The sequence below is a fragment of the Rhizobium sp. No.120 genome, assembly GCF_054558365.1.
The window spans coordinates 1-23,922 of record NZ_BAAJNQ010000020.1; the positions used below are offsets into that span (position 1 = coordinate 1).

Sequence of the window (23,922 nt, forward strand, 5' to 3'; positions counted from 1 at the left end):
AGTTCTCAGTGGCAATCAACAGTCGTGATGCCAGCTTGCTCTTCGTCGATCGACTTCTATGCCAACCTCGCTGAGGTCTAGGGTAATTTCTCCAGCGTCAATATTGGTGCCACAGCAAATCGCCATCACCTCCCGGTAATTACCTTGCATACCAGATCGTTGTCTGCCCACCAGGAAGCGCCAGATCTGCTGAAGGTGCGGGAGGCGCGACGATCCATTTCTCCAGTGAAACACGCGGTGAAATGGTTCCTGTGACAATAGTGAAACGGGGGCAATCACGGGAGCGGGCGCTTGCGTCGCGCCAGCACGATCACCACAACGCCGACAATGGCGACCAGAGCTCCCCGATAAATCCAGGGCGTCCGATCGATCATGAAGCTCTCCGCCGGATACGGAAAATACCCGCTGCCCTGACCCATCCAGACGAGACCGATCAGGAGGAGCAGTCCTCCTAAGACATATGCAAGCTTCACCATAGCAATCTCCTTGTTCCAGACTGGCGAGCAGAAAAAGTAGCGACAATTTCAATGAATGCGACGGTTGGGGATTCCGCCCGCAGCAGCACCCCCCTCCTCGCCTGCAAGGGTCGGGACAGCCGAAGCCAAATGGCCTGGTGCCTTAACCCGGGACGCCCACTTCCTCGCAAACTACATCCCCAACCCCAGCCCCTTGTTCAGGGTCCGCTTCAACTCATATTGACGCGATAGCTCTGCCCTCTGTGCCCGATCCGTTATACGCGCAATAGCCTCGATACGATCGAGTTTGCCCGTGACTTCTGGCCCCAGCCGCAAGTTCTCCTTCTTCAACGCGCGCGGATCGGAACTGCCGAACCGTTGCTCGAGCGCCTGGACGATCTTTCTCGCCTCATCGAGAGCCTGCTTTCCTTCCGGCGTGCCCGATAAATGTTCGAGGAATTTAGACTTCTCTGCCTGGGGCAATCCATCGAGCTGCTTCAAGAGGGCTTCGCTGCCTGAGGTAAGCCCGGGAATCTCGATGACATCGCGCTTTTCGCGGCTCCAGATCTCGGACTGGCGCTCCGCCTCCAACCGCCGTTCCCAGACCTGACCTGCCGATGCTACATGATTGCCGAGCGCTCTGGCATAGTGACGTGCAGCGTTACGCGCCTTGTTGTCACCAAGAAGCCCGGACTTGCCAAGCAGTTCCCCGAACTGCTGGGGCCGCTCGGCGACCGATTTCGCCAGCGCCTGAGCGTCCATGCCCTTATCGACGATGGCCGCGCTGAACCGCGCGGCAACACCGTCCGGATCCACATAGACATTCCGACCAACGGAGCGCACCGCGTCCATGGCACGCTCGAAGTCAGGCCGCGCTTTCTCGCGAGCTATGTCCTCGACACTGCGGGAATGGTTCGTCAGCGCCGGCACAAGCGGTTCGACCGTCTCGACTGGCCTGTCGATCCGTTGTTCATCCCGATCATGCAAGGGGCTGACGGCAATCTCGCTGCGAACGCCAAACTCTTCGGCCAGGCCCCGCCGCTCGGCAAAGGCACCGATATAATCGAGCGTCGTTTCCTTCGCGCCAGATCGGCTCAAGCTGGCGCTGAGCACCTTCATATCCTTGAGCTCATCGCGTCCGGCATAAAGCTGGACACTGTCGCGATGGCGCGTCATCGCCACGTAGGTCAAATGCCGATCCATGGTGACCGACGCCATTACAAAAGCTCGATCGACGGTCGCACCCTGCGACTTATGAATCGTCGTTGCATAGCCATGGTCAAAAGCTTGGTAACTATTGACAGGTATGGAGATGGTCCGGGCACCGTTCCGCCCGTCGCCAGAGCCGTCGAGACGTATTTGTAGTGCGTCCGCCTCGACGGCTTGCACTGTTCCCAACATGCCGTTCTTCACACCGAGATCGCGGTTGTTTTCCAGCAACACGATCCGATCGCCTGGCGCGAACGATCGCTTGCCTTGATTGGTCTGATAGACAAATTCGCGGCCAAGCTCGCCCTGAACATCCTCTCCTTTCGCCAACCGGCCACGCTCCTGAAGCGACACGCGGATATCCGCATTGATCGCTCGAACATCGACCCGGCGATGCGCCAGTGCGATCCGCGATCCCGGACGCTGTTCCAGATCGGAGAGATAATCGCGCACCAGTTCTGCCCGCGCCGCCTCTCGCGTTTCGCCAAAGTTCACGGCACCGCGATCGGCATAGGCAGCAAGCCCCTCGCCCGTTCGATGTGTCGCAAACGCAATCGACGCCTCCCGCTGCCAGCCCTCGCTCTGTCTGCGGATTTCCGAAAGCTCGACCGCTCCCACACGCTCGGCAATCGCCCGGAACGGAGATCCCGCTCCGATCGCTTGCAACTGCTCGTGATCGCCAACAAGGACCAGCTTTGCACCCCGGGATTCGGCCTCACTGACGAAGCGTGCGAGCTGCCGGCTTCCGACCATTCCAGCTTCATCGATGACGAGAACATCGCCCTTGCCAAGCTGCCCCCTGCCCGACTGCCAGCCATACTCCCAGGATGCCAATGTGCGCGATGCGATACCGGAGGATTCCTCCAACCCCTCGGCCGCCTTACCGGCAAGGGCCGCACCATGAACCTGATACCCCTGTCTCTCCCAGGCATCGCGTGCAGCCGCCAGCATGGTGGACTTGCCAGCACCGGCAAAGCCGATCACCACTGCAATCTGTCCAAGGCCGGTAATGTGCTGAACTGCAGCGCGTTGCTCCTGGCTCAATCCGGAACGCTCGACCACCCGCTCCCGATCGGCCAGCAACATGTCTCCGCGCTCGACCTTCCCCGAGAGCGACGCCGCAGTCCTCGCCCTGATGGCATCGTCCTGCCGACCCAACGCTCGCTCGACATGATGTCCGTTAACACCATGACTGAATGAGCCCTGCATCCGCTCGGCACTCTCGACCATGGCCTGCTCGATCTCCAGCATCTCCCGCGTCGAATATCGCGCCAACTCGCCATTCTGCTCCGGCCGCAACTCGACCAATGCCGACGATGCCATGACGGAAGCAAAGGCATTCTGGAAACCTTTGATATCATCGATATAGCGATGCAGCGCCCGCGCCACGTCGTGTCGATCGAACACACTCTTCTCAGCCGTAATGATCGCCAGAACCTGCTCGGGCTTCTCCCGGATCAGTTCGGCATTTCGTCGGGCCGCCTTCTCATCGAGCCGCGCCCGTGACACCTCCAAACCACGCCGATCCATCTGCGATGCATAGACGCCCATATGCTCGGTCGGTTCGATCTCAAGCCCACGCTCCTGGTGCGATCGATGATCGATCCGCACATCAAGTCCGGCCCGCACCAGATGACGATTGGCATGGGTCTCCCAAGCCTGACGGATATCCCGAAGCTGCATATGAGAGGTCGGCTGATCATGGTTCAGCAGCCACTTGTTCTCTCGCTCGATCATCGTCTTTTCGCCGAGCCCATCCGGCCCGACCGTCCGCGTCGTCATCAGTACGTGGGCGTGGAAGTTGCGGATATCACTCTCCCCCTGAGGCTGATGAATGGCAAAGTCCACCGCAGCGCCATAACGGTTTGCAAGCTCGCGGGCAAAGTCTCGCGTCAACGACAGCCGCTCATCTGAACTCAGCTCATGCGGAAGTGCTATTTCGAACTCCCGCGCCACCCGCGCATCGCTGCGTTTCTCCGCATATTCGACCGCATTCCATAACGCCGACCGATCAAGAGCCCAGTCCGCCTGCGCACCATCAGGCAAAACGATCTCGCTATGCTCCACACCGCGCTTGCGGGTAAAATCATGCGTCAGCCCGTCACGCTCATTGGTCAGCTTTACCGCGGCACGATAGGCGGCGGATGCCACGGCGCTACGACCGCCACTGCGGGCTATCGGCTTTGCGCTTAAGTGATAGATTGCCAAATGAGAGTTTTCCGAATTGAAACGGCCAATCGATGATATCAAGCATTGAGTTGTGCAACAACTCGTAAGTGCGCCCTTAGAATTCTGTTCGCTTCGCTCACGCCACTCCGGGATCAGGCAAGACGCACCTCCCCCCATATATTCAGGCCCCCATATATTCAGGGTTGTTGCAGACGCAACGCTGTGTAGTCTCGTGAGCATGCCGGAAAGCAACGCATCGCTGCAACGGCAATTCCCGTTCTTCCTTGCAACAGTGTGACAGACACCGGACATGAAGGAATAACAATGGCACGCAAGACCCTCGAACAACGCATCGCCGAACTGGAGGTTCGCAAGAAGACGCTGCAGGCGCGCCTTGGCAAACGGGAGCGCGCGGAAGACACGCGGCGTAAGGTACTGCTCGGGGCGCTCGTGCTCCATCGGCTGGAGAATTCCAACGATGCCGACTTCACGCGACGACTGGGCGATTGGTTGCGCAGGGAGCTGCCCGGTTTCCTGACCCGTGATGGTGACAAAGCCCTGTTCGACGACATCCTCAAGCCGGCCTCCCCGCCGGAGACAATTGGCAACGAGAAATGACATTTACCCGCCTGCTGAAACTAAGCGTCAAGGCGCCGGTCATGGCCGTCGCAGGTGCGATCATCGGCATTCTGTTTGCCGGACTGCTCGTGCTTGCCAACGGTCTCATCCATCTGGTTGCCGGGATTGAGCATGGGGCGACCAGTCAGCTCTTCGTTGCCATCGCCAAGTATCTGCCGCTTCTATTTGGTGTCGGCGGTTTCCTCTCGGCCTTCTTGACCAACGCTCCGATCCCTGCCGTGTTCGGTACTGCCCGTTGGGCAACCACGAAAGAGTTGCAGACGCTCTCAGCCCCCGATAATGGCCTGCTGATCGGCCGGGACCCGGTGACGAACAGGCTGCTGCGCTATGGCGGGCCTGCGCATCTGCTGACCATGGCACCGACACGAACCGGCAAAGGCGCCGGCACCATCATTCCCAATCTGCTGACCGCCGAGCGTTCGGTGATCTGCATTGATCCGAAGGGTGAAAATACCAAAGTCACCGGTCGCGCTCGCGCGCAATTCGGGCCGGTGCACATCCTCGATCCATTCGGCGTGACGGGACAACGATCCGCTGCCTTCAATCCCCTCGATACGCTCGATCCGAATGGTCTCGACGTCGCCGAAGACGCAAGCATGCTTGCCGATGCCCTCGTTTTCGATGAACCCGGCATGGCGGGGGAAGCGCATTGGAACGAGGAGGCCAAGGCGCTCATTGCCGGGTTGATCCTCGCGATCGCCGTTGCGGAATCTCCGGAGCGCCGACACCTCGGAACGCTGCGCGAATATCTGACGTTTCCGCCAGAACGGTTTGCCACGCTGCTCGCCGTCATGCAGGAGATGGAAGAGGCGAGCGGTCTGATTGCCCGCGCCGCCAATCGGCATCTCGGCAAGTCCGATCGGGAGGCGGCCGGCGTGCTCTCGGCTGCCCAACGTCACACTCATTTCCTCGACAGTCCGAGCATGATGGTCGCGCTCGGCCGATCGGATTTCCGCTTCGCTGATCTTAAGCGCGACAACGCGACGGTGTTCCTGGTCTTGCCGCCGGATCGGCTTTCCACCTATTCGCGTTGGCTGCGGTTGCTGGTCACGCAAAGTCTCACCGATATGGCGCGTGATCCGGCCTCCCCTACCCGACCTGTCCTCAACCTGCTCGACGAATTCGCAGCTCTCGGGTATCTCGCTCCTGTTGAACGCGCCATGGGTCTGATGGCCGGCTATGGCGTTCAGCTCTGGCCGATCCTGCAGGACATCCATCAGCTGCGCGCCACCTATGGCAAGCGCGCCGGCACCTTCCTGTCGAACGCCGCTGTCCTCCAGGTGTTCGGGGTCAACGATATCGAAACCGCCGAGCTGATCACCCGCTCTATTGGCAAAACGGACGCCCAATACCGCACCCGGTCATGGAGCGAGGGCAAGAAGTCCACATCGGAACACATCTCGGCGCGTGATCTCATCAACGCCGATGAGATCATGCGCCTACCCGCCGACAAGATGATCGTGCTGCGACAGGGGCAGCGGCCGGCCTGGACCAAGAAGTTGCGATACTACGCCGATGTGGAATTTGAGGGGACTTTCGATCCGGCATGAACGGTCTCCGGCAGGTCGACAGCCCGTAACGGGCAGGTTCGCAAGAGCTCCTACAAGCCACCTTTATGATGCAAGTCGCTGGTCCTAGTCTTCGCGCTGAGCAGCAACCGGCCTTATGGGGAACATGTCTTCCCCATAATGGTGAAGGCGCGTGTGATGGCGTCGGCAGAGCCAACGAACTTGCAATGGGTCTTCGTACTGGTCGTGATGGGCATCGACCGCCTCGATGCCGCAGACCTCGCAGACGCCCTTTTCCAGTTGCCCGGTCTTCAAAGCCCTCTGGACCTTCAGATGCGCGTCGTATTTTGCTGGATTTGCCCGGCGCCAATCGGCTTGTCGTGTCTCGCTCTCGATCATGATGTTGGCCCAGTCATGTTGTTTCGAGCATAAATTGCCGAAGGCAATGCCCGCGGCGGTTTACGCAGCACCCGAAGCACTTGCGATCGACCATTTCCAATTACGCCTCTTTGAAACTCTCGCCGTGCTGTTCGTAGTTGTCGTTAACCGCTTGCTGGTCCACCAAATAGCGTGTCGCGAACGCGATGTGACGCGGGATCGGCTTATCCTTGCGGTAGTCGGCGACTAATCTTCGAGAGATATCCAGGGCCAAGGCCGCCTCGTGATTATCATTGTGATTTTGGCCTAGAGAACCGAACGCCAACGCCACCACCGTTTTCGGGGATAAATTCGATACCTGCGTTCTCGAAGGCGACTCGGATAGCTTCAACGGTTGAAGCCCGAAGCTGTTCACCTCGTTCCAACCTGGCGATTGTGTCGGGAGATACACGCGCGAATTTGGCCAAATCGCGAGTTCCCCACCCCAGCGCCACGCGCGCCATTTTGCACTGAATCGGAATCATTTCGTAACACCGATACGATTTTGTATTGAAGTCTGCTGCATTGGCGGATATCGTATCCATGTTACGATTTCATCGTTCCACCGCTCCTGGTTGGCCCACCACGAGCGGCACGACCAAAATCCATAAGTGAGGCTCGGATCATGACTGATTCTGAGAATAGCAGAACTTTGCCTGCAATTACGCCTAGAAAAAAGCACTCAGTGAGCGGCGCCACCGAAATCTTACCGCGCGTGATCGACCGCCGGAACCTACTTCCCCTCGCAGCACGCCTGCTGAGCGCAATGATCACAGAAACACAGCAGCGAAGGGAGAGTGGTCCTACGCCCGTCAGAGAGATGTGGCCCCGCTGGTATGCGTGCCACCAGGAGCACATGAGGGTCATCCGTCTTAGAGAAAAGCTGCAGGCGGAATTGCTCAACGAGGCTGGCGGTCGTCCGGTCGTTATGCTTCCCAATGTCGAAAAGGATGGCGCCGTCGAGGTTCGCTCTTTTGCCGACATCAATCGAATAGCCCATCAGATAGATTCCGAACACCTGTCTCAGGCGCGATCCGAGCTTCGTCGGCGCCGGAAACGATGGAAAGAAGCGGATCGACGCTTGGGATACAGCGCGATCGTCGCCCGAGAACAAGAACTCGCGGAACGGGCTGGTATATCCGGACGTGTCATGTGGATCACACGGCCCTCCTCGCTGATCGAAGTCACCGCGAAGCTCCACTGCCTGATCGTCATGCATGATCCCAGCTTGAAGTTTAACGATGCACCGTGGCCCGCGCTGCGGACGATGCTGAAGGATCTCCTTCTCCTTACGGAAAAGGGTCGGCCGAAACCAGGCATTGGACCTGCATATCTCGGCAAGGCAGCGGACGTACGAGGGATTCTAGATTTGGCAGCCCAATACCGAGACGCCGCCAACACGCTTGGCGAGGGTATGTCGAAGCCCAACCACCTTTCGCAACGCCTTCTGGCTCTCCATGCGATTAAGCTCTATCTGGATGCTCTTCTGCTTGCTAACGGCCTTGATCGCGAGACAATCCGCGGCTTTGAGGGCGATTTTAACGAGCGGACCCGCGTAGCAATTGATATCGGCCTGGTTTTGCGCAAGCGTACAGCGGCGCATTTGGCAACTCTCTCATCAAACAGAGAGTATCTCGCCATCAGTTATGGACCAGAGACGAGGGCTACGCTCTCGCAGATGAATCGAGTTATGGCAACTCTGGATGAAGTCTCGCTAAAGGTACGAAGAATGTTGAGAGGCTCCACGGTAACTAAACATCGCGCTGCTAATGCGCGAACTCTTTAGAACCTGCTCTTTCCCGATCCGGCACGCGCCGCTTCGCAATAGGCATATCCGGCCAACCGCGATTACCCAGCGACCTTAGCTGCGGCAGGACAGAACAACATCTGCTCCCGCAGACACGCTAAGGTCGAACAAAAACATAAACGTGTGTCGATTTCCCCTTAGGGTGCACACTCGAAGACGATTCTCCGACGACGGTAACCGCGCGCCATCAGCGGAGAAGTATCCGTGACCGTTCTTACGGACGACGAATCTCGAAGTAAGTTCGACGGTGGATGGTCCCGCTCTTTTGCGTTATAGACGGACGACACTCCAAGATAGAACGTGAAACGACGCAGTCCAAGTTTGCCTGATATTGGGGGCAAACAGAACTGCTGGGCCGATGGTGCTCAGATTGGCAATAGCGGCAGTTGATGGAACGGAATAGGCAGGGATGAAGAACTCGCCGTCGCGAGAGAACGACCAGATGAAATTGCTGCCATCATAGGTCAGTCGTTGCCAGATCGGTTGAGCTGGCTGCGGGAAGCCGCCATCCTGGCTCATGATATCATTGACGCGCCCATCAAGGCCGATGCCTCCTGAGGTAATGAAATAGTCAAAGCGATAGTCAGTAAGTCCATAGGCCGTGATGCCGAATTCAACTGCCTTGTTGTTGACGGCATCCCGTACGGCAATGGACGGCATGGAGTAATCGGACAATCCGCCCGTGTAGACCCCAAGCATCGTGGCTTGCCAATGCCCAGTGGGTGCGTTCATTTCCGCCATCATCGCAGCTCCATTGACTGCTGCGGATGTTGACAGGACCATGCCTCGGCTAGAACCGGCAATCGCGGCTCCAGTCGGCGGAGTGGTGGAGGTTCGCAGGGTAAAACTTGAGGCAACCGGTTTGACAACGGCGGTGCCATTCAGCCAGTCCGCGCCGCCGCCGCCAAGCACGCCAGTGGTCGCAATCGAAATACCACCTGGTGAGTTCGTAATGGCTATGCCCGCCCCAGCCGACAGAGTCGTTGCGCTCGGCGGCGAACCAGTGGCTCCGATCAGCAGTTGCCCATCGGACAATGGCCCAACAGCTGCAAACCCGCCGCTACCATTGTCGAGCTGGACACTGTTTTGCGTACCGGAGGGTGCTGTATTGCCGAGACAGGTCGCGACGGCGTTGAAATTGCCCATGACCGGCGCGCTGTCGACGACACCTCCATTGACGATTTGATTGGGCACAGTGCAGGCTGCGAACGCATTGCCGACCATAGCCGAGAGGAAAGCGGCGGATATCAGATAACGTGTCTTGCCCATGACAAAACTCCAACATTCTTAGGAATTAAAGCGAGGCGAGATTCCAGGACAGGATGTGATAGCCACTGTTCCAGTTGGAATGAGCTGGCTGGTAGAAGAGAATTGCGGGGCCGATCGTGCTCAGCGAGGTAAGCCAGTCAGTCGCTGATATCGAATACGCATTGGTAAAATTCTCGCCGTCTCGCGAAAACGACCAGACGAGCGTTGTTCCATTATAGGTCAATCTCGACCAGATCGGCTCGCTTGGGGTCGAAAATCCAACATCCTGAAACGACGTGTCGCCCGAGTTGGTGTCTAGGCCGATACCGCCGGATGTCTTTACATAGTCGAACCTATAGGAATTTCCGCCTCCATTCGCGCCCTGTGAAAAGGAAACAGCCCGATTTGTCGTACTGTCGCGAACAGTCAGCGATGGCTGAATATAGGCGTTTAGGGAGCCAGTATAGACCGCAAGCATCGTTGCCTGCCAGTTCCCTGGGGGCAGCGGCACATCCGCCATGATGGCTTGATTGTTGACGCTCGCTGCCACAGATAACAACAGCCCGCGTGTCGTCGCTGCTACTGCCGCGCCAACCGGTGGAGTCGAGCTCGTCCGCATGGTGAACGAGGCAGCATTTGGCTTGGCTACGGCCGCCTTGTTCAGCCAGTCAACTGCTACCCCTGTGCCGCTGCCGGTCGCCGAAATCGTGACGGATGCGGGGCCACCGGTAATTGCGATGCCTGAGCCAGCCGAGAGCATTGCGGGCTGGGGAGGATTGCCGGTTGATCCTATAAGAAGCTGACCGTCGGTGAGTGGGGGGACGCCCGCGAGCGTGCCGTTTCCGCCATTGTAGATCACCGAATTCGCGTCAGCACTCGGCGTCTGGGCATCGGCACAGTTTGCGAGGGCGGTGAAGTCTGCGGCTACTTTCGCTGCGTCGGCCAGGTCCCCGGTTTGAAGCTGGTTCGGGAGAGCACATTGTGCGAGGGCAGTGCCTGCGGCGGTTGTCAAGAAAATCACGGAAAGGATCGGAGCGAGGAACGGGACTCTGGGCATGAGAAACCTCGATGCTGGGGAACGGTTTACATGCTGGCAAGGCGCCAGGACAGAATGTGGTAGGCGGATGGCCAGCTTGGGTTTATCGGCTGCTGGAACAATGCGGCGGGGCCGACTCGATCCACATTGGACAGATTGTCGGCCGCGAGGACGGTAAAGACGGTAGAGAATACCTCGCCGTCGCGGGAAACCGCCCATGATAGATTTGTGCCGTCATAGGTCACTCGTGACCAGAGAGGCTGCGAAGGTGGTGGCAGGCCCACGTCGACCGTCGTTGTCTGGCCGAGCACCGTATCGAGCCCCGGGCCTCCAACCGTTCGAGTGTAAGCTGCCTGATACGAGGTCGTGCCGGATCCGCCGATACCAAATTCGACAGCGCGGTGGCTGATGGAGTCACGTACGGCAATTGCCGGAAAGCTGGCCTTCGCAAGTGGCCCAGAATAGATCGCCAACATGGTTGCCTGCCATGGGCCCGACGGAGTCGCGGTCTCGGCCATGACGCTGGTACCATCCGCAACGGCTGTCGTTGTCAATGCCATGCCGCGCACAGTCGGCACCAAGGAAGCGCCTGCCGGCGCAGTCGTCGATGTCACGACGGAAAAGTTGGCGGCCACAGGCCTGATGACGGCGGCTTCGTTCAACCAGTCGACCGCATTTGCGGAGCCGCTGCCTGTTGCCGAGATCGAAATTCCACCGGGGGTGTTCATGATGGCGACGCCGGGACCAGCCGTGAGCGTTTTGGACTGCGGCGCGCCTCCGGTGGTTCCAACGATTACTTGTCCATCGGACAAGGCGACGCCGCCCAGATTCCCGCTCGATGTTTCGAACTGAACCGTATTCTGGCCCCCTGATGGGGCGGTCGCGTTGGCGCAGCCCGCTACGGCCGAAAAATTCTGCATGACCTGCGTCGCGTCGGCCGTCTGACCGTTAGACAAGACATTTGGCACCATGCACGCGGCCATCGCTGGAGAGGAGACCATTGCCAGGAGTGCAGATACCAGAAAATTCAGTGCAAGGTTGCTTTCAGATCGCATCGGGCGTCCTCTTGGAAACTGGTGAAAGCAATGCGTAAGCAAATTGAGACGCGATCTAATTGCATGACGAAAGCAATTTCGTCAATTGATAAAATATATCTGCGTAAATCTAATGATATTGCAATATAACTGCAAATATAACAAAAACTTCTTCCGAAAAGATGCCTCTTTTCAGATTTAAAACTGAAGACAATGCTTCGATTCCCGGTTTTTACGGGATTGTATTTCTGATTATTGTATGAGAATGCTATTTCAAACGCTGAGGGCTTCGCTGGATGCCATCGCAGCCGGCTTCGGATGAGTCCGAGGAGTGCTGCAATTGCTGCGAAAGTTATCGATCAAAACATAAACTCACAAGATGCAAATTGTGCGACAATAAACAAATTTCTCACAAGGAAAGAGCGATGTTTTCGAAGCTCGGCTTCCACATAGTTGTTTCGATTGCGCTTTTGGCGAGTGCTATCCCCGTGTTTGCAGATTCGAAATCAAGCGACTTTGGTTACGACGCTAACGGGCGGCTGACCACGGGCTTCTATGAGAACTCGAAATGCATCGTTTACGGTTATGACCCGAACGGCAATCGCACGTCCCAGCAGAGCGCGACCAAGGATGCCTCTCCACCGATCTGGGGGCAGGTCGCCTGGGGCGGCGTCAATTGGACGAGCGGTATCGCTGACGCGATCTGGGGTTCAGGGTCCTGGGGGTGCATCCTGTGGACTCAGCCGTGAGCACGATTGACTGACGATCTTCCCCGCCTTTCCAAAAATATGACGAGAGATCTCGATGATGTCTGCATTCAAATCCGGAACAGCAGCAGTATTTCTTCTCGCATTGATCTCCGCCGGTACAGCTATGGCCGCACCGCCTGCGGCAGCGACGTTTTCCGCGCCCGGCGCGGTCGGCTTTGCCGAGCCTTTGGTGAAAACAAAGGTCACCTTGCCGAACGAGGACGAGGATCTTTCTGCTGCTCTCGATGCGTTTCAGCATCGGCAGGATCCCTCCGATCTCTCCAGTTTGATGGGGTTTCTACAGCGGTATCCCCATGGCGGCTGGTCAACAGCGTTGTGGACCAATATCGGCCTCTCCTATCTGCATGACGGCTATTTCTCGCGCGCTATTGATGCTTGGCAAAAGGCCTGGATCGAAGGGAGGGAAGCATCTGCTCCGGAAGCACGTGCACTCACCGACCGTGCTGTCGGCGAGCTGGCCAGCCTGAACGCCAGCATGGGACGGAGCGATGATCTGGCGCTGCTGTTTAGCCAACTGGACGGGCGTAAGGTCTCCGGGCCGGCAACTGAAACAATCCAATCCGCCCGCGACATGCTGACACTGGTCAAGACGGATCCGCGGCACCTGTTCAACTGCGGTCCGCTTGCGCTACGAGCTCTTTTGTTGACCCAGGGGATGAGCGCAGACAAACTCAATTTCCTGCAGTTTTACAATGCCGGACCGGAAGGCACGACGCTTGCCGAACTCGGTGGACTGGCAAGCAAGGTAAAGCTCGACTATCGCCTGATTCGCCGTTCTGCGGACGAAGCTGTCCCCATGCCATCGGTCGTCCACTGGAAGGTGGGGCATTTTGCGGCGATCGTCGGCAAGGCGAACGGCCGCTATCATGTTCAGGACGCAGTCTTTCCGAATGCTGATATGTGGGTCACGCTCGATGCACTGAATGCGGAGGCGAGCGGATATTTCCTTGTGCCCGCAAGCGAGATCACCAGTGAAGCCTGGCAGTCGGTCTCAATGTCACAAGCAGTCTCCATTCGCGGCAAGGGATCGACGAACAGTACGCGCCAGGGCGATGCCGGCGACACGAATGCCAACGGACCGGGACCGACACCTCCTGATCCCAACAGTCCATCTCTTGGCGGCCCAGGAGGACTAGGCGGCAATGGAAACCAGTCGCCTTGGCCGCAGGGCGCAAACAACCAAAATAACGGTGACAATAATAACCAATGCCCTCTCTGCGTGGTTAACATCAAGGAATCCAGCGTTAGCGTAGCACTTTCGGACGTACCCGTCGGCTACGTTCCGCCGATCGGTCCCTCGATGAAGATCGGCCTCAGCTACAACCAGCGTGAAGATAGTCAGCCTGCCAATTTCGACTACTTCAATATCGGCCAAAAATGGTCGCTAAGCTGGTCAAGCTATATCATCGACGATCCGACCAATCCCGGCGCAAATGTCTCGCGTATCATGGGTGAGGGCGGCGCCTTCTATTATCTCGGCTATGACACTGTCCGTAGAACCTTCGCCGCGCAGGACACTGACGGTTCGATCCTTTCCCTCGTCTCACAATCGCCGGCCAGCTATCGCCGGCAGTTGCGCAATGGTGGAATAGAAATCTATGAGCAGTCCGATGGAAGTGCCGCCTATCCGCGCAAAATCTTCCTGAGCAAAGTGATTGATCCCCAGGGCGACGCCGCAACGTTGCACTACGATAACAACAAGCGGCTAACCTCAATCACCGATGCTGTCGGGCGTGATATGATCTTCAGCTATGACGTTCCCAACCGCCCGTTGCTCGTCAGCAAGATCACCGATCCGTTCGGACGCAGCGCCGTGCTAGCTTACGACGGCCAAGGGCGGCTGGCGTCGATCACCGATATCATCGGTCTGACGTCGAGTTTCAGCTATGACGCCAATTCGCTCATCAACGCGCTGACGACGCCTTATGGTACAACCCGGTTCAGCTATACGGCGCCTGGAACCTCGGGTCCGCCGCGCTTTGTTCAGATCACTGATCCGCTCGGCAATAAGGAGCGCGAGGAATGGCTCGAGCCCGCCCCGATTCCATTCAGCGATCCGACCGCTACTGTACCTGTTGGCATGCCACTTCCGCTCTCCAACACTTATCTGCCCTACCGCAATAGTTTTCATTGGGACAAGAGCGCTTACGTCACCGCCGGCTGCACAGATACCGGTGGGTGCGATTACACTAAAGCCAGGATCCGGCATTTCGTTCACATGCCAGCCTCTTCTATCAAGGGCACGGCAATCGAAAGCGAGAAAAAGCCGCTGGAGAACCGCGTCTGGTACACCTATCCCGGGCAGACCGGATCGACGGGTACCCTTTACGGCGGAACTTATAACAAGCCGACGGCGATTGGCCGAGTGCTCGATGACGGTACATCGCAGATCAGCTTATATGCTTATGACAGCAGCGGAAATCTGGCCCAGGCGACGGATCCGGCTGGGCGGATCACCAGTTATTCTTATTCGAATGGCATTGATCTTGTTGCCGTTAGTCAGGCCGATCAATTCGGCGCGCAGTCCACGCTCGCTCAATATATTTACAACAAGCAGCATCGGCCGATCTTTTATTCGGACGCGGCCGGGCAGACGAGCACGATCGGTTACAATGCCGCCGGTCAGTTGACCTCATTCACCGATGCCCTTGGTGAGAAGACGACCTATCAATACGACGCCAATGCAAATCTGGTGACGGTCACGAATGCCAACAACGCCACTGCGGCTACCTATACCTATGACGGTTTTGCTCGCGTGCGTACCTATACCGATTCCGAAGGCTGGACGGTCACTTACGACTACGATGCGGCCGACCGCATTACGAAAATCACTTACCCCGACGGTACATCGCAGCGCTACACCTATCAGCGGCTCGATCTCGTTTCCTCCCAGGATCGTGAGGGGCGGGTTTGGCGATATCAATATGACGCCAATCGCCGCCTGATTGGTGTTGTCGACCCCATGCGGCAGACGACAAAGCTCGGCTACGATCCAGCCGGAAATCTCGTATCTCTGACCGATCCGAAAGGGAACACGACATCCTGGGCCTACGATATTCAGCGCAGGCAAACCTCCAAAACCTATGCCGACAGCAGTCATGTTACCTACACTTATGAGAACACGACCAGCCGCCTGAAGAGCGTTCTCGACGCATTGGGACAGACAAAACAATATAGTTATGCGATCGACAACAATCTGACTGGTCTGACCTATCTCAATGCGGTCAATCCGACGCCGAACGTGTCGTTTACCTACGATCCATATTTCGATCGCGCTACCTCGATGACTGACGGGGTGGGAACGACGACTTACAGTTACAACCCCTCTTATGTCGACGGCGCCCAACAGCTGGCCCAGGAATGTTTTACCGCAGTCGGCTCTGCGAGCTGTTCCCACACGATCGCCTATGGATACGATGCTCTCGGTCGAACGGCGAGCCGGCAGGTTTCCGGGAGCGGAGCCGAATCTTTCCAGTACGATGCTATCGGCCGTGTGATCAATCATTCCAGCGATCTGGGCGCTTTCCAGATTTCCTATCTCGGGCAAACGCCCCAGATCACGGTTCGACAGTTGCTGCCAGCAACGTCAACTCTCAAGACCACCTGGAGCTACCTCGACAACGCTCACGACCGGCGTTTGTCTGGTATCGCGAATACCGGCCTCACCTCCGGTCAATATACCAATTTCATCTTTCAAAGCTCGCCCGAGAACTTCATCACAGGAATTACACAAGAAAGCGAGGCAAGCGTCGCAGAACCCAATCCCGGCCCGCAGACTGTTTCCTTCAATAATCTCAACGAGATCACGCAGGCTTCTGGTCAGGTCTATAGCTATGATGCCAACGGCAACCTGCTGTCCGATGGCGCGAAAAACTATTCCTGGGATACCGAAAATCGTTTGGTCGGTATCAGCTATCCATCGCAGCCAGGTAAGCAGACCCAGTTCGTCTATGATGGACTGGGCCGGCGCATTGAGATCGACGATACGCCTCCCGGTGGCGGTACCACGGTTACCTCGAAATATATCTGGTGCGGCGACAAAATTTGCCAGGCACGCGATCCCACCTACATCGCCTCTCGCGCCTATTTCGACGAAGGCGAATACAAGGTCGGAGCTGCTGATCCATTGTTGTTCTACGGCATCGATCAAATTGGATCCGTCAGACGCGTCTTTGAAAGCACAACGAATGCGACCGCGAATGATTACGACCCTTGGGGCGTGCCGCTACAGGTTGCGCCTATGCTTACTGATTTCGGGTTCGCCCAGATGTTCGCCAAGGCCAATCTTGGATTGACCTGGTATCGAGGGTATGATCCAGCGACCTCCCGGTGGTTATCGAGGGATCCTCTGGAAGGTGCTATACCACAGCTATCGATTGAGGTTTTGTCAGCTTATGTCTACGCGTCCGACGACCCAGTTCGCAGAATCGATCCGCTTGGTCTAGTTGATGTGGTCGGCATTAGCCCACACGCTATGAGCAGAATGCAAGAACGGAGGATAACTCCTAGCGCACTTCAAGATGCTTGCTCAAATCCTATTCGGACGCAAGTGCAACCAAATGGAAATACGGTATGTTATGGTGCAAGTTGTACTGCGGTAGTAAGTCCGAAAGGTTGGGTAGTTACAGTTTGGTGAGATCATGACAGTTCTGCAGGATATCAATGAAATTCTCTTTACAAGGTGGGATCCTATCGGCGTACGGCACGTCGCGCCAAGCGACGAATATATGAATATCGCAACTGAGATTATCGAACTATGCGGCGAACAAGCCGATGCTCGTCGGATTGCTCAAATTTTAGCGGTGAAACGAACTCAAGATATGATGATGGAGGCCGACAATTTGGCGGATACCCAAATAGCTGAAGAAGTGGCGGCGGTGATTAGGGCGCAAAGAGTTCGATAGCGATAGCTGGTACCTCCGGAGGCATTTGGTAACCTCTCTTCCTACGTCTTGAATTTGCCCCTCATGGGCGCTGATGCAAGTGGTCTTAACCTGGCTGACGCCATATGGATGGGTGCATACATAGTCGGCATTTTCTACCTACCGGTGCTCGCAGTCGTTATTTTGTTCGCTCTTGTAGCTAAGGTGGCTCGCTCGAATGCGAAATAGGCTTTGATGACATAAACTCTGTCACCAATCCCGGTCCTACAGGTTCGTTCTCGCCAAGATTTACGCCATTTGAGCAAACGACGCCGACCCTGGACACCAACAGTCCGTTGCAATCGACCCGGTCGCCGCCTCTACGAAGCCTTAGGTCCTGCGACGCACCCGCAGATGCAAAGCTCATTTGAACCGCAGTCTATCCACTATTTGTGCCCACCGCCTTCGCAGGAAATTTGGCTCAGCTTCAGACGGGGTTGCCAGCATGAAATCGGGCAACAGTACGTTTGGCATGTTGTCGTACGCTTTAAGGATGGTCTCCAGCGGCGTCAAAGTCTGGTCGCGGTCCCAATAGACGATCTTCAACCATGTGGCCGCGCGTGCATACTGGCCGGCTCCCAACCAGGTTTCTTCGAGATTGGCCTGCAACATTCGCCGCCCGGCCTCCAACAGTTCATCTTCGCCAAATCGCGCTCGTCCCAACTTTTTTAGGCAAAGCGCATAGGCAAAAGCTCGTGGTTTTAACGTCGTTTTGAGTGATGGGTTCTTCGGCTTTAAGTGTCGCTCATATTCCTCGACTGCGGTGTCGTACTGGCCGGCCTGGAGGCTGAACGCCATGAAATCATCGAGAGTTCCGTCGATCAGCAGCCTCCGTGAACTATACGGCAGTCCCTTGATTTCCTGAGGAACGAAACGTTGGAGCTTGTAATCGAATTTGTCGACACCGAGTACCTTGGTAAAGCCGGTTCGCATGTATTCAATTTCTGCATCTTGTGCGGTCTTCCACGATGCTTCGTCGTTTCCTTTACCGTGCATCCACTGGCCAAGAGCCTTGGCCCAGTGCAAAGTCTTGCGGTGGGCGCAGGGCAAGGAACCAAACCTTTCCTCTTCTTTTCCCTCGATGGCCTTGTCCAGCCAATCGAGCGCCCGTGGAAGAACGGGTGCTATTTGCTTGTCATGACGCACCAGCCACGCACAGATAACTTCACGAATGTCATGCACCGCAAAATTGCCCATCGGCCTTGCGGGATCGTATTCTGTACGAAGTGCATAGGCGATAGTTCCACCGATCACCTCACTCATTCGAATGGGATTGAATCTCTTCAAAACCGTCTCCGCTTCTTCGGATTGAAATTCGAAATCTTTGCTATCACCGACTCTTGGTACGCGGTGCTCCCGCTCATATGCTGACGAGGTGTCTTGTTCGATATCGAAGAGCCGCGACAAAGACGTCAGTTTTTGCCATGCGCATGAAGCCAACAGACCTCGACCAGTAAAAATCGCTCAACTGCTACCTCAAACGGTACTTGCGACATCCATACACGCTGGTCGTTCTAAGCAGGTTAAGACGATGGATCAAATGTCGGAAGCAGCCGACAATGTGCTGGATGGAAGCAAGCAGTACGCCAAGACGACTAAGAAGCCCTTCGAGACGGCGCTCCGTTCAAACGCATCAACGCCATCAACATAGGCCCCATTGAAAACTCTCCCGCTTCGGTCCGCCGTGTTAGATCTCGAAGATAGCCACCGGCAGAATTGATGTGCCCTCCCCTCTCCAGAATGCAGGCCATCACGGTCGCAGCATTCTCCGGACCCATTGCTAGGCAAGCGTCCTGATATGCCGACGGGCTGACTCCGAGCATGGTTCGAACGACAACGGCGGCACTCATCAGGTCTCGCCAGCTTTCGATCCGCCCTCCTGGGCCATAGTCGGCAATCTGCGGGCAAGCCTGCAGCACCATCCCAAGCGGAAACGATTTCAGGTCGCTCTCGCCAGTCGGCCGATTTGGCTTCCAGCCCCCTGCCTCTACTCCAGGATACTTCACTCCCCCGTTTGAGGTCGCGGCTCGATCCACCGAATTTGCCCCCTGCTTCATTTCGGAAGCTGGTTCAAAGTCAGAAATGGATTCGGGGTTTGAATTCTGTATGTGGCGCTCAATTTGAGACTCATTGGCGTCCATTTTTGATGTTTTCGTCTGCGTTTCCAATCGATTGACGATCTCTTCGCGAAGCAGCGACATTTCATCGAGCGCTGACGACAGATGTTCGATCCCTGCAGCACGAGGAATGCGAGCGACGATTTCACGGAACATTGCCGCGATCATCTCCCAATCGCCAGCAGCGCCCTCCTCTGCGGCCATGCTGATCAGCTTGGCAATATCGCGGCGGCAAATGGTCAGTCGTTCTCTGGTGGCCCTCAGAAGCTCGCGATCCGCAATCGCTTGAGCTGCCAGTGCCTCGATCTCCCCCGCTCTCGCCAGCAGGGGTGCCAGCGAGAAGCCAAATGCCTCGGACACGTCCCCTGCTCCGTCACGACGGGCATAACGCTTGCCGTTGGCGCTGTCCTTCCGAATAATCAATCCGGCCTCCACCAAGCCCGCCAAGTGCCGCCGGAGCGTCGCTGCGGTCATGCCCCGGGCGCGGATAGAAAGCTGAGCATTAGAGGGAAACACGATCAGACCGCGTTCCACTGAAATCTCGTCGGCCGGATAGAACGTCAAGAGCGCATCAAGAACGGTCAAAGCCCGGTCGGTAACTCCGAGCGTCGGTCGCGCTTCGCAAATTGCTCGAAAGAGCTTCCATTTGTTCCGTATGACCCCCGGTTCAATCGTCTCTGCGATCTGTTGGCTTGCCAACATGGCAAGCGTCATCGGGCGCCGCCCGAACGGCGTCGATACACTTCCACTCTCCATTTTCCTTCACCTTTCAAAAGGCAAAAGAAATCCGCTCACCAAAACGGTGCCAAAGACTCTTGACTGGGATTCGGGGAAATGCGATTCTCGATCTGTCACGAATACGAGAGAGGCTTCCACGACTTGGTCGTTTGGGGGCCTTTTTCTTTTGCTATCTAATCTCCTTGTTGTTCCTTCCGGCTCCGATATGTCTGGTACAGCTCGGCCAAGTTCTGAGCGATGAAATCGCCAAAGCCGGATGCATCCTTCGCCTTCAGAGCAAGCGTATAGGTCTTACCGTCGTTCTTCAGCTCGGCGGAAACCGACTTGTCGTCTGATAGCCACTTCTGGGCCTTCACGGCTTTCGGCCGAGTTTGTCGTCCTAGTGATTTCACGTAGGCCAGCAACGAACTGAACCGCTCATCACCCACCTTTACCTTGAACTCATCGGATCCAATGAAGGCGATGGCCTTCTCTAGAGTCGATGGACGTTCCAGCAGGTTCTTCAGCTCGTACCAACGATCGCGCCCGATACCTTTCGCAGCGCCGACGGCGGTCAGGATTTCTTTTGGCATCGCCGTGACCGCGAGCATCTTCGAGAGTGTTGCCCGGTCAATGGAAAGCGCAGAGAGAGCGATCGAGCTGTCGCCATCGAGCTGACGTCGGGAGATCTCACCAGCAAACATTGCCTTCTCGAAGAAGGATAGGTTCGCGCGCGCTGAGTTCTCCTGCCCTTGAGCGATCAGGTGATCGCTGTCTTTCAGATCCCTAACGACCGCCCGCACCTTTCTTTCGAGCATCCCGGCCGCTCGAAGACGGCGGTGTCCAAACACCACCATGTACCGACCACTAGCAGTCGGATGCGGCCTGACGAGAATCGGACTGTTCTGTCCGCGATCACGAATTGCCGTCAGGAGTTCAGCGAAGTCTTCTTCGTCGTCCTCGAGGCGGTCCTTGACGAATGAAGCGTCGATGATGTCCGGATCGAGCTCGACGACCGCCTCCCCCTCGAGAAGCCGATCCGCTCTAGCGGCCACTTCGTCGATGGAATTCATCATCGACTTGCCGGCACCCTTGAGCGTGTAATCAAGGATTGGCTTTACGTTCTCCAGCGCTTCATCGTTCATGACATTCATGAACGGGTTCTTTCGAGCCATATCGCTATCTCCGAAACGTTAGAAAGTTGATTTCACTAGCATCTCGGTCACTTTTGACGGCCGTCAACAAGTTCATAGCCTACCCCATGCTCGATGGATCAAGCCCTGAATTTCGAAGTTCACCGCATCCATGCAGTCGATTGCGCGATCGTACGTCTCCCGCGTGAAATTCGAGCGATCCAGTTCATAGAGGGTTCGCTTAGTAAGGCCTGCGTCGGAGATCGCGGTTGTCTTCACCATCGGCGTTTGCAGGATTTCCTCGGCGAGCATCGACTGCATGAAGCCGAGCATCTGGACCTGTGGGACATCCGTGGGCTCGAAGCGCGTGATCAGGTAGCGGAGCCAATCCATCTGGACGTCTGCGCCAGCTTTCTTGATCGTTTTCGTGATGTTGCCGAGCATAAGGAGAAACTGCGACATCGACATGAGGTCCAGCATCTGGGGATGCACAGTGATCAAGACTGACGTCGAAGCAGTCAGCGCTGTGAGAGTGAGATAGCCGAGCTGGGGAGGGCAGTCGATTACGACGACGTCATATCTGCTGTCCACATCCAACAGAGCCTTCCCCAGGCGGGTGAAGAACCGCTTTCCTTCGGTCCCAGCCTGCATGGCCAATGGGGTATCGTACTCGTACTCCTGTAGCTCTAGGTTCGCCGGGATAATATCGAGGCCGGGAAAGTTAGTCGGCAAAATGACATCCGCGATCGGGGTCCGGTCATCTTCGTACCGGATGGCATCATACAGCGAAGGGTTTTTGTCGAGTTCGGGCTGGAAGCCGTGGAGGGCCGAGAGCGAGGCCTGTGGATCGAGATCAATCGCCAGAACTCGATGACCTGTCAGTGCCAAATGCTGTGCCAGATGAGCGGTCGTCGTGGTCTTACCGGAGCCACCCTTGAAGTTCACGACAGCAATGACCTGAAGCTTGTCACCGGGCTTTCTTTGGGGGACGTATTTCTTGGCCTCACTCTTTCCAGTCTCGGAAAGGTAGTGTCTAAGCTCCCACATCTGTTCGGCGGTGTAATATTTCCGGTTTCCCGATTTGGTGATGGGTACCGGTCCCTTGCCGTCGAGGTAAAGGCGCTTGAGATTGCTTGGCGTAACTCCAAGATAGTGGGCAACCTCTGCGACGGAAAATTCGCGAAGTGTCTTACGTGCATTCGGTGGGAAGTTCTCCAAGCGCAACTGATTAAGCCTGCGCGAGATCTCCGCACCCTGCATCAAGATTTTGTCGTCGAATTCAAACGACGGTAAGGAACTGAACGCGTTCATTGAGCCTCAGGGCATTATGCCGATATAATCATCGAAATCTGCGAAATGCCGTCATTATCGCCGATTCTCGATTCCTAGCAAGGAAAATTGGGTTAACGAATGGTTAACGCCGCTGGCCATCTAAAGGACGCCGATTCTCATTTTAGGGAAATAGCGGCGGACAGATTATTCACCGCAATTGTTGACGGACGTCAAAACTTAAAATTCACCAATAACTTCAGTTTGTTGACGGAAAAACCCAGCGCGCGACTCTCGCCGTGCTCGGATCATTGCTTAGCCACGTGTCTCCATTGATCCAGATCAATCCCTCCCGCAGACGATACGGCTATATTGGTGCATGAGCACGACGCTGAATGGTTTCCTTTTTGAACAGATATTGATTTGCAAGGTTCTCATCGAAGAGATTGAGAGGCGTCGGCCTAATTTATCGCTCAAAAACGATACCGCGACTTCAGAAGATGACCGTGACCTCCAGGAACTACGGAGCTTGCGTTCTTCGCTGCAGAGCCTCCTTCAAGTCGCCTCTCAAATATCGAAGTCGGGATCTGTTGGGTCATCCAATTGACGCCCTACGGCAACAGCCATGTCACGGATGAGTGGGAAAATGGCGAAACAACAGCGCCGAGGTTTCGGTTCACGGTCTAAGGCCACTCACCGCCAGTGCCAACATGCCGGAACCGGCAGTATCCCGAAGAAGGGGCATCGTGGCTTTTTGAGAAGCTGCCACTCGATACCGCGCCCGGCCCGAGGCTCCACCGAACTTAATGCTTCCCGAGGGATGTCCTGGTCCTGTCTGTCGTACTCCGGTTGAAATCGGACCAGACTGGCCGGAAAGGCGGAGGCGTCGTCCTGCCGTCGAAAGCACCCAAACCTGCGGGCGGGTAGGGGTGCACGAGGGGAAGGGCCGAAGGGGGTTCCGCCCCAATGATGATCAGCAGCTGGTCGCAGATCGAAATTCGCGTGGATCACCTCGTAGGGAATATGAATTTTCCCATCGTCGGTCTGTTCGATGATACCCCAATTAGACAACGTCGATACATCGTCATGCACCCGCTTGATGTCCCGTTCGAGAGAGCGGCCAAGGCCGCGAATGCTCGACGGGCCGATCTTCTGAAGATGTTCGATCAATTCCCATCGTTTGGGTGTGATCACCGAAAGGAGTTGGGCGGGTGAGGAAAAAGTGAAGACGGCGACGGGATCGGAGGGCTTTCCCGACCGCGTCGCGCTAGCCGCCCGGTCGAAGGCTTCATCAAGAGCTGCTTCGCTATCAGCTCGGATTTGGATCAAGGCTTCTTTCATGGCTCTGCCTCCTCTTGATGATCTCCTTCCGAAAATCAGACAGGAGGGCATCGGTCGTCGTGAACTGGTAAGGCTGCTCGTCACCGTCAAAATGGCAATGATCACCCTTACCCGCTCATTGTCGAAACCGA

Annotated in this window: 19 protein-coding genes; 6 read left to right on the forward strand and 13 right to left on the reverse strand. The window is 56.4% G+C overall.

From position 1 onward, the window contains the following. Positions 1-275: 275 nt before the first annotated feature. Both ACYJRZ_RS29375 and traA read right to left on the reverse strand, forming a co-directional pair. Positions 276-476: a hypothetical protein gene (locus ACYJRZ_RS29375; RefSeq protein ID WP_459464711.1), complete on the reverse strand. Its 201-nt coding sequence runs from the start codon at positions 474-476 to the stop codon at positions 276-278. Positions 477-647: 171 nt separating this feature from the next. Next, on the reverse strand, positions 648-3,872 hold the full coding sequence (traA, locus tag ACYJRZ_RS29380) for a Ti-type conjugative transfer relaxase TraA (protein ID WP_459464713.1): 3,225 nt from the start codon (positions 3,870-3,872) through the stop codon (positions 648-650). Positions 3,873-4,157: 285 nt separating this feature from the next. Between traA and ACYJRZ_RS29385 the strand changes: the two genes are divergently transcribed. Together ACYJRZ_RS29385 and ACYJRZ_RS29390 are read left to right on the forward strand one after the other, a co-directional pair. Continuing rightward, positions 4,158-4,451, forward strand: a complete 294-nt coding sequence (locus ACYJRZ_RS29385; RefSeq protein WP_112441216.1) for a mobilization protein — start codon at positions 4,158-4,160, stop codon at positions 4,449-4,451. After that, positions 4,448-6,022 (forward strand): type IV secretory system conjugative DNA transfer family protein, encoded by a 1,575-nt coding sequence (locus ACYJRZ_RS29390; RefSeq protein WP_459464715.1) that lies wholly within the window; start codon positions 4,448-4,450, stop codon positions 6,020-6,022. Before ACYJRZ_RS29385 ends, ACYJRZ_RS29390 begins: the two co-directional genes overlap by 4 nt. 84 nt (positions 6,023-6,106) lie before the next feature. On the opposite strand, the gene ACYJRZ_RS29395 is transcribed toward ACYJRZ_RS29390, so the two are convergent. The 3 genes from ACYJRZ_RS29395 to ACYJRZ_RS29405 form a co-directional block, all read right to left on the reverse strand. Further along, a complete protein-coding gene (locus ACYJRZ_RS29395) occupies positions 6,107-6,379 on the reverse strand; it encodes a hypothetical protein (RefSeq protein ID WP_459464717.1) in 273 nt (90 codons plus the stop codon). Positions 6,380-6,479: 100 nt separating this feature from the next. Then, positions 6,480-6,632, reverse strand: coding sequence for a hypothetical protein (locus tag ACYJRZ_RS29400; protein ID WP_459464719.1), 153 nt, complete (start codon positions 6,630-6,632; stop codon positions 6,480-6,482). 16 nt (positions 6,633-6,648) lie between these two features. Beyond that, complete coding sequence (locus ACYJRZ_RS29405) at positions 6,649-6,882, reverse strand: helix-turn-helix domain-containing protein (protein ID WP_459464797.1); 234 nt, start codon at positions 6,880-6,882, stop codon at positions 6,649-6,651. Positions 6,883-7,253: 371 nt separating this feature from the next. On the opposite strand from ACYJRZ_RS29405, the gene ACYJRZ_RS29410 reads away from it, so the two are divergent. Next, positions 7,254-8,183, forward strand: coding sequence for a hypothetical protein (locus tag ACYJRZ_RS29410; protein WP_459464721.1), 930 nt, complete (start codon positions 7,254-7,256; stop codon positions 8,181-8,183). Positions 8,184-8,474: 291 nt separating this feature from the next. Here the strand turns inward: ACYJRZ_RS29410 and ACYJRZ_RS29415 are convergent, their stop codons facing one another. The 3 genes from ACYJRZ_RS29415 to ACYJRZ_RS29425 are packed head-to-tail and all read right to left on the reverse strand — an operon-like array spanning position 8,475 to position 11,543. Further along, positions 8,475-9,473, reverse strand: a complete 999-nt coding sequence (locus tag ACYJRZ_RS29415) for a hypothetical protein (protein WP_459464723.1) — start codon at positions 9,471-9,473, stop codon at positions 8,475-8,477. A 25-nt stretch (positions 9,474-9,498) separates the two neighbouring features. Further along, a complete protein-coding gene (locus ACYJRZ_RS29420; RefSeq protein ID WP_459464725.1) occupies positions 9,499-10,509 on the reverse strand; it encodes a hypothetical protein in 1,011 nt (336 codons plus the stop codon). A gap of 26 nt (positions 10,510-10,535) precedes the next feature. Further along, on the reverse strand, positions 10,536-11,543 hold the full coding sequence (locus ACYJRZ_RS29425) for a hypothetical protein (protein WP_459464727.1): 1,008 nt from the start codon (positions 11,541-11,543) through the stop codon (positions 10,536-10,538). Positions 11,544-11,947: 404 nt separating this feature from the next. Here ACYJRZ_RS29425 and ACYJRZ_RS29430 point away from each other — a divergent pair, with 404 nt between their 5' ends. From ACYJRZ_RS29430 to ACYJRZ_RS29440, 3 genes are read left to right on the forward strand one after another with little or no spacing between them, the layout of a single operon-like run. After that, entirely contained in the window at positions 11,948-12,271 is a 324-nt protein-coding gene (locus tag ACYJRZ_RS29430; protein WP_459464729.1) for an RHS repeat domain-containing protein, read from the forward strand. 55 nt (positions 12,272-12,326) lie between these two features. Beyond that, the gene (locus tag ACYJRZ_RS29435; protein WP_459464731.1) at positions 12,327-16,928 is read left to right on the forward strand and encodes an RHS repeat-associated core domain-containing protein; all 4,602 of its coding nucleotides are present in this window, start codon (positions 12,327-12,329) and stop codon (positions 16,926-16,928) included. A gap of 4 nt (positions 16,929-16,932) precedes the next feature. Further along, complete coding sequence (locus ACYJRZ_RS29440; protein WP_459464733.1) at positions 16,933-17,196, forward strand: hypothetical protein; 264 nt, start codon at positions 16,933-16,935, stop codon at positions 17,194-17,196. 381 nt (positions 17,197-17,577) lie between these two features. Here the strand turns inward: ACYJRZ_RS29440 and ACYJRZ_RS29445 are convergent, their stop codons facing one another. The 5 genes from ACYJRZ_RS29445 to ACYJRZ_RS29465 all read right to left on the reverse strand — a co-directional run bounded on the left by ACYJRZ_RS29445 (position 17,578) and on the right by ACYJRZ_RS29465 (position 23,791). Beyond that, on the reverse strand, positions 17,578-18,654 hold the full coding sequence (locus ACYJRZ_RS29445; protein ID WP_459464735.1) for a hypothetical protein: 1,077 nt from the start codon (positions 18,652-18,654) through the stop codon (positions 17,578-17,580). Between the two features lie 155 nt (positions 18,655-18,809). Next, positions 18,810-20,087, reverse strand: a complete 1,278-nt coding sequence (gene repC / locus ACYJRZ_RS29450) for a plasmid replication protein RepC (RefSeq protein WP_459464737.1) — start codon at positions 20,085-20,087, stop codon at positions 18,810-18,812. 155 nt (positions 20,088-20,242) lie between these two features. Then, positions 20,243-21,223, reverse strand: a complete 981-nt coding sequence (gene repB / locus ACYJRZ_RS29455) for a plasmid partitioning protein RepB (RefSeq protein WP_459464739.1) — start codon at positions 21,221-21,223, stop codon at positions 20,243-20,245. Between the two features lie 72 nt (positions 21,224-21,295). Beyond that, positions 21,296-22,492 (reverse strand): plasmid partitioning protein RepA, encoded by a 1,197-nt coding sequence (gene repA / locus ACYJRZ_RS29460; RefSeq protein WP_459464741.1) that lies wholly within the window; start codon positions 22,490-22,492, stop codon positions 21,296-21,298. Between the two features lie 651 nt (positions 22,493-23,143). Continuing rightward, a complete protein-coding gene (locus tag ACYJRZ_RS29465) occupies positions 23,144-23,791 on the reverse strand; it encodes an HVO_A0114 family putative DNA-binding protein (protein ID WP_459464743.1) in 648 nt (215 codons plus the stop codon). Between the last annotated feature and the right edge of the window lie 131 nt (positions 23,792-23,922).